Below are 9,770 nucleotides of genomic sequence, written 5' to 3' on the forward strand. Positions count from 1 at the left end.
AAATACAAAACTCCGTATGAAGTGTTTTTCAGTGAAATGAGTAAAAGATTAGCTAGCTAATTTAGGTGGAAATTGCACTTGTTGTTGGAATTGGCGAATATAAAGTTTTTCCTGTTGTTGAATTCTAATGTCATAGTATTTATTCGTATTTTTTATGGAGAAGAAACCTAAAACAAGACTAAAAGTAAGAGCAGTAATAACAATATTTAAAAAACTAATTTTAGATAAAGACAATCTCATAATAAACCCTTTACATTTAAAGTAGTATATAGAATAATTATATTCTAATACTCTTAAAAAACTTATATAAAAAGAAGATACCTAAAGTTCAGTTGCTTTTTTATAAGCTTTTTCAACTGCGCCCATACAAGCACTTCTGACATTACCATCTTCAAGAGCACCATAACCAGCAGCTGTTGTCCCCCCTGGGCTCATTACTCCATCTTTAAGTAGTGCAGGGTGTATTTCTTGGATAAGCTCTCCAAAACCACTAAAAAGACCTCTCATAATAGCCATTGCATCATCTCTTCTTAATCCTTGTTTAACAGCACCATCTGCTAAAGCTTCAGATATCAGCGCAAGGTATGCAGGACCACTTCCAGCAAGTCCAGTAGCTATGTCAATCTCTTTTTCACTTCCTAGCCATCTTGTAGTCCCTATAGCCCCTAAGAGCTCCTCTGCTTCTTCTTTAAACTCAATATCACCAGTTAGAGTAGTCATAGACTTATTTACGCTAGCAGCAAGGTTTGGCATAGTTCTTACAACTGCACTTGGATTTAGATTTTGTTTAAGTTTAGAGATGCTTGTCCCTGCTAAGACAGAGTAGATAACTCTAGCTTTACCCTTTATTTTAGAAGAAATTTCTTCTACATTAGCAGGTTTTACACAAAGAAGAACAGTCTTATCACTAATATCAAAGTCATCTAACACATACTTATCTATTTGCACTCCTAAATCTTGTTCAAATTTTTCAAGCTTTTGAATGCTTCTACCAACTACTTCAATCTTGTAATTGTCTTTTATTCCCTTGGCGATGCTAAGTGCCATATTCCCGTTTCCTACAAAAGTTATAGTTTTCATAATAGTGCCTTAAAGTTTTTATGTTAGTATAGCATCTATACGAGAATTACAATTACAGTTTAAATCAAATAAATAACACTAAGGTTGAAAATGGACAGGTTAGTTATAAAAGTAGGTAGTGCAGTATTAACGGATGAAAATGAAATCGCAAAAGAGAGAATGTTAAATCTTGTAACTTTAATAGCAAAATTAAGGTTTAAGTATGAGGTTGTATTAGTGACTTCTGGTGCAGTAGCAGCAGGATATTCAGCACTCAAGATAGATAAAACTAAACGGATTGGAAGAAAAGCTATTGCAGCAGCCGGTCAACCGATTTTAATGACAAGTTATAAAAAGAAATTTGATATTTACGATATCGATACTGCACAGATATTGCTGACTGAGGATGATTTTGATTCTAGAAAAAGAACTAAATCTTTTCAAGAGATTATGGATGCTCATTTAAGTCATGATATTTTACCTATTATTAATGAAAATGATATAACATCAACTCCCGAACAACTCTTTGGTGACAATGATCAATTATCTGCTAATGTAGCACATGCCGTCAACGCTGAGCTATTAGTTATCTTAAGTGATATTGATGGTTATTATGATAAAAATCCTAAAGATAACAAAGATGCTAAACTATATAAAGTAATTAATGAACTAACACAAGAAGAGCTAAACGAAACTAGTACGGCTAATAATCCCTTTGCTACAGGTGGAATAGTTACAAAATTGAAATCTGCAGATTTTATGATTAAACATAACAGAAAAATGTTTTTGACAAATGGATTTGATTTAAGTGCGGCAGAATCATTTCTTTTAGATGGGAAGCATGTATTTGGCACACTTTTTGAACCAAAAATAGCTAAGGAAAAATAAAATGGAAAAATTTTTAATAAAAGCAAAAAATGCTAGTAGAGTTTTATCTTCTATTAGCGGGGCAGAAAAAAATAGAATTTTAAAAGAAATGGCAGTAGCTTTAAGAGATAAAACAAAAGATTTATTAGAAGCCAATTCCCTTGATATGATTGATGGAGAAAAACAACAATTAACTTCAGCACTTATGGATAGACTTCTTTTAGATGAAAGTCGTATAGATGCTATGGCAGTAGCAATTGAAGAAATTGCTGCACTAAAAGAACCAGTTGGTCGTGTTATTGATGGCTGGGTTACAGAAGATGGACTTAAAATTGAAAAAGTTAGTATTCCTATCGGAGTAATAGGCATTATTTACGAGTCTCGCCCAAATGTTACAAGTGATACAGCAGCACTTTGTTTTAAAAGCTCAAATGTATGTGTATTAAAAGGTGGCAAAGAAGCTGAGAACTCAAATGTAGCAATTGCAAAAGTTCTTCAAAGTGTATTGGCTAAAAATGATTTACCAACATCTTTAATATCCATTTTAGAAGATTCATCAAGAGAAGGTGTTGCAAAGCTTATAAAGATGGATAAATATGTTGATCTTATTATTCCTCGTGGTGGAGTAGGGCTTATAAAATATGTAAGTGATAATGCAACGGTAAGTGTAGTTAAACATGACAAAGGTCAGTGTCATACATATATTGATAAAGATGCAAAGTTAGATAATGCAATTGCTATAGCTATAAATGCAAAAGTTCAAAGACCTGGCGTTTGTAATGCAATGGAAACACTTTTAGTTGATCGTTGTATAGCATCTAATGCTCTACCTAAATTAAAAGTAGAGTTTGATAAAGCGCAAACTGAACTAAGAGGTTGTTTAGAGACTCAGGCTATTATAGAAGTTAAACATGCTACAGATGAAGATTATGATACTGAATACTTGGCAAATATTTTAAATATAAAAGTAGTTGATGGAGTTGATGGTGCAATCGAGCATATTATAAAATTTGGTTCAGGTCACTCTGAAGCTATTATTACTGAAGATATTACATCAGCAGAACAGTTTTTAAATGCAATAGATGCAGCAGCAGTTTATGTAAATGCATCTACACGTTTTACAGATGGCGGATCTTTTGGTTTTGGAGCAGAAGTCGGAATAAGCACAAATAAGCTTCATGCACGCGGACCAATGGGAATAGAAGGCCTAACAACATATAAGTTTAAAATATATGGAAGTGGTCAAACTAGATAAAATGTGACGTTTTTTTGATAAAACTGACTAATTTAGGCTATTGTTGACACATGTCAACGCTGTATAGATAAATCTTGATTACAATGGACATATAATAATTAAATAAAGGATTTTATATGTCATTGATACCTAGTGAAGCGAATAAGATAGAAGTAACCGGAGCAACTGTAGATTTTTTTGAGTTAGCAAAAGATGGAATTAGTACTTACTATTTTGATACATCAAAGTGTGGGCCACCAGCTCCAATGGTAAATGCTATGAGCGGTTTAAAACTTATTAAAAATACAGACAGTGCTCTTGTTATGATTAATCATAAATCACCAGGCGGACTATTTGGTAAACTTGAAGCAGATATTTCTCACTCTATTGAGAACGTAGAAGGCGGTTTAGTAAAAGTAACATTTACAAATGTAAATGCAGGGGTAGATTCAGATCTAACTCAAACAGCTTGTCACTAAAAGAGTAAAATGTTTTCTATATCGCAAGATTTTGCCCCTCCATTTAAACTTATTTCCCCATTTTTTATTTTGGGGAGTCTGTTTTATCTATTAGCGTCTGTATATATATTTTTCTTTACATCAGATAATTTTTTTATTCAAGATACGAAAGTTCTTGCCTTCGTGCATCTTTTTTTACTTGGCTTTGTTATGATGGTCATCTTCGGAGCAATGGCACAACTCGTTCCAGTAGTTTTGGAAGTTGGACACGCAGCAGTTGAATTATTTTATGTTATATGGCCACTACTAAGTATAGGAACTATTCTTATGGTAGTTGGATTTTTAGCTTCTCCTTCACTCTTGCCTTATGGAGGGACAGTTGTTCTTATATCTATGATGATATTTGTTATGGAAATATTTTCTACAATGAGAAATGTAAAAAAAATGAACCTAGTTATGAACAGTGTTCTTATCTCAAATACATTTTTGTTCTTTGGAGTTATAGTTGGCTTAACTATGGCACTTGGTTATGCTGGTATTATTGAAGTAGATATTATGGCACTTCTTCGCTCTCATGTCTATTTAGTTATTGGTGGTTATATTATCATCACTCTTATGGGACTTTCTGTTGTACTGCTTCCCATGTTTGGATTGTCTCACGGATTTTCTATGAAACCTCTAACAATATCAATAACTTTAATGAGTATTTCAGTTGTAATGGTAGTGATTTCATCGTTTGTAGAGTATTTGCTTATAGAATATATTGCCTACTCTTTAGCGGTTTTATCATTATTTTTATACTTTTACCTTGTATACACTATTTTTAAAACTAGAGCTAGAAAAGAAATTGATATATATGCAGTTTCGCTTATGTATGCATATATTTCAATGTTAGTGGCTCTTGTCTTTGGTGTTTCTTACCTTATATCAGGTTTTGAACCTTTAATTATTGCAAGTGCTTGGCTGATGTTTTTTGGTTTTTTTGGATTTGCAGTAACTGGACATATGTATAAGATAATTCCATTCCTTGTATGGTTTGAGCGTTTTTCTCCACTAGTAGGTAAAGAAAAAGTACCAATGTTAGCAGATATGCTTCCAAAAAGAAGTTCTCAAGCACAATTGGTTTTTTGTGTTGCTGGAGTAACTGTAATTACTTTTGCAATATTATTACAAGATGATACCCTCATAAAAGCAGGTGCTTCATTTCTAGTAGTAGGTGCATTAGCACTAGTTAGAAATGTTTTTTATATGATCAACTATAAATAAAAATATTAAATAAATAAAATTAAGGAATAAAAATAATGATGTACTCAAAAGAAGAACTATTTTTAGCAATTTCAACAGTAATAGACCCTGAGGTTGGATTCAACCTTGTAGAGATGGGACTTATATATGATGCTGAGTGTAATGATGAGGGTAATGCTCATGTTACAATGACTCTATCAACAAAAGCATGTCCAATGCACCAAATGATACAACAATGGGTTAAAGAGTCAGTAGAGAAAATGGCAAATATTAATGAAGTAGTTGTAGATGTAGTTTGGGAGCCAGTATGGAACATCACAATGGCTGATGATAATGTTAAGAAAGCTCTCGGAGGAGCTTAGTCTCTAAGTTCTTTCTTTATACTTTTTAATCTCATCTAAAAGATTGTAAAGAGATTTTGTATACTCTTCAATGAGTTTAAAATATCTTCTATCTTTTAGATTCTCAATAGCCTTTTTTAAACCTAGAGCTTTTGTTCTTATGCCATCAGCTCCAATATTTGCAGCTATTCCACTCATATCAAGCAAATATCTATCTGCTTTTTCTATTTCATTATTATCTAAAAACTCTTGTAATTTTACAGAAGAATCTTTATATGTTTTCATAAATTCATTTAATATCTCATGATAAAAATCAAGGTCATAAGCACAAATACTTAAACCTTTATCTGCATCTAACTCACTTAAATTATCAACTATAACTTCCTCAGAGTCGCTATAAGCATATAATATTTCATAAAGTGCTTCCATTCTGAGTGGTTTTTCTAGATGCTCTTCCATGCCTGCATCAGTCATTTTTGTAATATCATCAGAGGCAGTGTCTCCACTAAGAGCAATAATAACAATATGGTCATAATCTGGATTACTTCTAATCTTTCTTGTTGCTTCAAATCCGTCAACTCTAGGCATATGTGCATCCATAAGTATAAAGTTATAGTTAGAGTCTTTTTCTAAAATTTCAAGTAAAAACTGACCGTCATCAGCCATGCTTATTTCTATACCGGAATCTGCTAAAAGTCCTGTAATAACTTTTTGATTTATCATATTATCTTCAGCTACTAAAATTCTTTTACCTGCAAACTCTTTGAAATTTTCTTTTGTGATTTTGTCGTGAGCTTTTATTTTTCTTTTGTGTCTTATCGGAGTATTTACTTTTTCTTCTTTATCAAAGATATCAAAACTTATAGATTCCGCTCTTTCTTGCATAACAATTGGTTCTTGAGATTCTTCAGTTTCTTCTACATCATATAAATCTTCAAGATTTTCTTCCTCAAAATCTTCCTCAAAGTCTTCTTTTTTTGGTATAGGTGTTATATCTGTAATATCATCTTCTATTTTTTGTTTTGATTTTTTTAATAAAAAGTAAATTACGATAAGAGTTAAAAAAGCAATAGCTGTAATCATTTCAAATTTGAAAGCTTTAAATACACTGATTTGGGCTTCTTGTCTAGGACTAATATTTTCTTTTAGCACTAAATCTTTTTTTATATTTTTTAATGGCTTAATCTTAGTTTCTTGTACTGACTTTACAACTTCTAAACTCGGTTCAGGCATTAAAAGTGGATCGTCTATTATCTCAAGCTCTTGAACAGTTGGAATTGACCTTGCATCTTTTTTAGAAGAAAGAGATAGTTTGTAAGCATCTTTATACTTGTTTTTTTTTAGTCTATTTAAAACAGAGTGAGTAGTTACTATGTCATTAAATGGTTCAATTGTTACTATAATATATTTACCATGTTGTTTATATTTAGTTTTTAAAGAATTTTGTTCTATAAAGTTTTTAAATTTTGCATCTTTATTTATAATCTTTTGTATATCTTCTTTTACTCTTATCGCAGCTTGTTTAGTTGAAAAAGAACCTAATACAATTTGGGTTTGATTAGAAAAGAGAAGAGTAAGCAAAAATGTTAATAAAAAAAATATTTTCATGTCTTTGACCTTTTTTCTTTATAATACACTATTAAAAATTAAAATTTACAAAATTAATGTATAATCTATTTAATATAAATAAAGGCTAGTTTTGCAAAATATCCCACATATCCCCGTACTTTACCGTGAAGTAATAAATACATTTAACGATATAGAAGATGGAATTATTATAGATTGTACTATGGGTTATGGTGGACATTCTTCAATGATTTTAGAAGCAAATCCAAATATTGAACTAACTGCAATAGATCAAGACCAAACAGCAATAGATTTTTCAACAAAAAGACTAGAGGAATTCGGTGATAGAGTTAGTATTAGAAAAGGCCGTTTTTCATCAGTTATAAAAGATATTATTGCTGAGTATGGAGTAGACAAGATAAGAGGAGTTTTAGCAGATATCGGTGTTTCTTCTCTTCAACTTGATCAAAAAGATAGAGGTTTCTCTTATGAGAGTGATAACCTTGATATGAGAATGGATAAAGACGCTCCGCTAAGTGCTCAAAATGTAGTAAATGAATACTCAACTGATGAACTTGAACATATTTTACTAGAGTATGGTGAACTTAGAAACTATAAAAAGATAGCATCTGCTATAGTTAATGCTCGTCCATTTACTTCTGCAAAAGAGTTAAGTGATGCTACAAAGCCTCTACTACCACATGGTAAAAAGATTCATCCTGCGACACTTTTGATGCAAGCTATTCGCATAGAAGTAAACGATGAACTAGGGGAGCTTCAGTCACTCCTTAAAAGTATACAAAACTCTGAATTCTCAGATGCCATAGTAGCTATCATCTCTTTTCACTCTTTAGAAGACAGAATTGTAAAACAGACATACACTAAATGGAGCAAAAACTGCATCTGTCCTGATGAAGCTATGAGATGCACATGTTCTAGAGATAATTCACTAGGTAAGATTTTAACTAAGAAACCTATTACAGCGCAGGATGATGAGTTGAAAACAAACCAAAGAAGTAGAAGTGCAAAGATGAGAGTTTTTCATTATGAGCGATAAACACGAACTACTTGATGAAGTAGAAAAAGTTTTATACAAGAAGAAAAATCTTGATTTAAACTACTTGGTCTTTTCTCTACTTCTTATGAGTTTTGTTAGTTTAGCTGTGTTTCCAAAGATATATATCCAACAAAGAATATATTTTAAGAGTAGAGATATCTCAAAACTAAAAGGTGAGTACGATACACTAATAGAAGAACATAGACTAATAAATGCCTCTGTTGAATCTATACGATTTAAAAATCAAATACTAGATACACTTTTTTAATACGGCACAAGGAAAAAAATGATTCGTCGCTTTTTAGAGTTTGCAATCGATAAACCACTTCTTAACCACATACTTTTAACTTTTATAGTTTTACTATCAATTTTCGCATATATAAATATTCCAAAAGAGATATTTCCCCCAATGAATATGGATAAAATCACGATCAGTGGTGGTTACTCTGGTACTTCAGCAGATATACTCGATAAGATGGTTGTAAAGACCATAGAAGATGATTTGCAAAATGTAGACGAACTTGACAATATAAAAACAACTATAAAAAATGGTTCTTTTTCTATAATCAGTGATATAAAAACTGGTTCAGATAATGCGACAGTACTTAGTGATGTAAAAGATATCGTAAGTAGTGTTAAAAAAGACTTGCCTGCAGATATGTCAGAGCCAATTGCTAAAATACAACTTCATAATTTTCCTCTTGTTCTTATTGCCCTTGCGGGAAATAAGAGTAAAAAAGAGTTACTCAATCTTGCTGAAGATTTAAAAAGTGACTTAAGTCATCTAAAAGACTTAAGTGATATTACTATTCGTGGAGATGCTGATGATGAGTTAGTTGTAACTGTAAATGAGCAGAAGCTTTTAGCATTTGGTTTAAACCCATCTTTAGCCATCTCATCTCTAAGAAATATAAGCTCAATCTTTCCTATTGGAACTATTAAAGAAAGAGGTAAGCATCTTTACATATCTACATTTAATGGTGAAAAAAATAAACAATCAATAGAAAATACAATTATAAGTGTTGGAGATGCAAGTGTTCGCATAGGCGATATAGCAGATATAGAGTTTAAACTAAGTGATGAATCAGAGCTTTCTCATTACAATGGAGCTAGAAATGTATCTATTAATATTACTAAGTCTAAAGATGGAAATGCAATTGCTTTAGTAAAACAGATTCGTGAGATATTAAAAAATAAAACAGATAAGAGTGAAGAAATACAGTATGAAATATATACAGACACTTCTATCTGGATTAAAAACCGTCTAAATACTGTTTTTGCAAATATAGCCTTTGGTCTAATGCTAGTATTTTTAGCAATGCTTATTTTTATAAATCGTGGTATTGCAATGGTTGTTGCTATTGGTATCCCAGTTAGTTTTATGATAGGTTTAATAGTTACAGAAATTATGGGAGACTCTTTAAATATGCTTTCTCTTCTTGGTGCTTTAATAGCTCTAGGAATGTTAGTTGATGAAGCAATTGTAGTTGCTGAAAATATTTACCGGCATCTAGAAGAGGGTATGGAAAAAAGAGAGGCAGCGATAGTAGGTGCATCTGAGATGTTTCCTGCTGTTTTAACAGCAACTTTGACGACTGTATTTGCATTCTTACCTATGCTTCTTCTTACTGGAGAGATTGGAATGTTTATAAAAGTTATTCCTATCATGATAACAGTGCTTCTTCTTTCTTCTTTATTTGAAGCTTTTTATTTTCTACCACTTCATGCACATGATTTTCTAAAAGTATCAAATGAAGATAGTTTTACTAAAAGACTTTGGAAAAAATTAGGTTCTTTTCATAGTAAGGTACTTCACTTTGTATTTAAAACTAAGTGGATTTCACTTATTGTTATTGTTGTATCTATTCTATCTTTAACATTTGTTTTTATTAAAAACTCAAAGTTTCAACTATTCCCAGATTTTGATAATACTCAGATATATG

Annotated in this window: 10 protein-coding genes; 8 read left to right on the forward strand and 2 right to left on the reverse strand. The window is 31.5% G+C overall.

The genetic code is table 11. From position 1 onward, the window contains the following. Nucleotides 1–321: 321 nt before the first annotated feature. Entirely contained in the window at nucleotides 322–1,080 is a 759-nt protein-coding gene (locus tag QZZ48_RS12050; protein ID WP_294966183.1) for a pyrroline-5-carboxylate reductase, read from the reverse strand. A gap of 90 nt (nucleotides 1,081–1,170) precedes the next feature. Between QZZ48_RS12050 and proB the strand changes: the two genes are divergently transcribed. The 5 genes from proB (at nucleotide 1,171) to QZZ48_RS12075 (ending at nucleotide 5,225) form a co-directional block, all read left to right on the forward strand. Beyond that, complete coding sequence (proB, locus tag QZZ48_RS12055) at nucleotides 1,171–1,947, forward strand: glutamate 5-kinase (protein WP_294966186.1); 777 nt, start codon at nucleotides 1,171–1,173, stop codon at nucleotides 1,945–1,947. A 1-nt stretch (nucleotide 1,948) separates the two neighbouring features. Then, nucleotides 1,949–3,181, forward strand: a complete 1,233-nt coding sequence (locus tag QZZ48_RS12060; protein ID WP_294966189.1) for a glutamate-5-semialdehyde dehydrogenase — start codon at nucleotides 1,949–1,951, stop codon at nucleotides 3,179–3,181. Between the two features lie 116 nt (nucleotides 3,182–3,297). Continuing rightward, the gene (locus QZZ48_RS12065; RefSeq protein WP_294966191.1) at nucleotides 3,298–3,639 is read left to right on the forward strand and encodes a hypothetical protein; all 342 of its coding nucleotides are present in this window, start codon (nucleotides 3,298–3,300) and stop codon (nucleotides 3,637–3,639) included. A gap of 9 nt (nucleotides 3,640–3,648) precedes the next feature. Continuing rightward, nucleotides 3,649–4,884, forward strand: a complete 1,236-nt coding sequence (locus QZZ48_RS12070) for a hypothetical protein (protein ID WP_294966193.1) — start codon at nucleotides 3,649–3,651, stop codon at nucleotides 4,882–4,884. A gap of 38 nt (nucleotides 4,885–4,922) precedes the next feature. Continuing rightward, entirely contained in the window at nucleotides 4,923–5,225 is a 303-nt protein-coding gene (locus tag QZZ48_RS12075; protein ID WP_294966207.1) for an iron-sulfur cluster assembly protein, read from the forward strand. A 3-nt stretch (nucleotides 5,226–5,228) separates the two neighbouring features. Here the strand turns inward: QZZ48_RS12075 and QZZ48_RS12080 are convergent, their stop codons facing one another. After that, nucleotides 5,229–6,812: a response regulator gene (locus QZZ48_RS12080; protein ID WP_294966196.1), complete on the reverse strand. Its 1,584-nt coding sequence runs from the start codon at nucleotides 6,810–6,812 to the stop codon at nucleotides 5,229–5,231. A 91-nt stretch (nucleotides 6,813–6,903) separates the two neighbouring features. On the opposite strand from QZZ48_RS12080, the gene rsmH reads away from it, so the two are divergent. From rsmH to QZZ48_RS12095, 3 genes are all read left to right on the forward strand, one after another. Beyond that, on the forward strand, nucleotides 6,904–7,827 hold the full coding sequence (gene rsmH / locus QZZ48_RS12085; RefSeq protein WP_294966199.1) for a 16S rRNA (cytosine(1402)-N(4))-methyltransferase RsmH: 924 nt from the start codon (nucleotides 6,904–6,906) through the stop codon (nucleotides 7,825–7,827). Next, the gene (locus QZZ48_RS12090; protein ID WP_294966202.1) at nucleotides 7,817–8,095 is read left to right on the forward strand and encodes a hypothetical protein; all 279 of its coding nucleotides are present in this window, start codon (nucleotides 7,817–7,819) and stop codon (nucleotides 8,093–8,095) included. Before rsmH ends, QZZ48_RS12090 begins: the two co-directional genes overlap by 11 nt. A gap of 18 nt (nucleotides 8,096–8,113) precedes the next feature. After that, nucleotides 8,114–9,770: efflux RND transporter permease subunit (locus QZZ48_RS12095; protein ID WP_294966204.1), on the forward strand; the 1,657-nt coding region annotated here is incomplete at its 3' end.

The sequence above is a fragment of the Sulfurimonas sp. genome, from assembly GCF_016744025.1.
Taxonomy (GTDB): domain Bacteria; phylum Campylobacterota; class Campylobacteria; order Campylobacterales; family Sulfurimonadaceae; genus Sulfurimonas.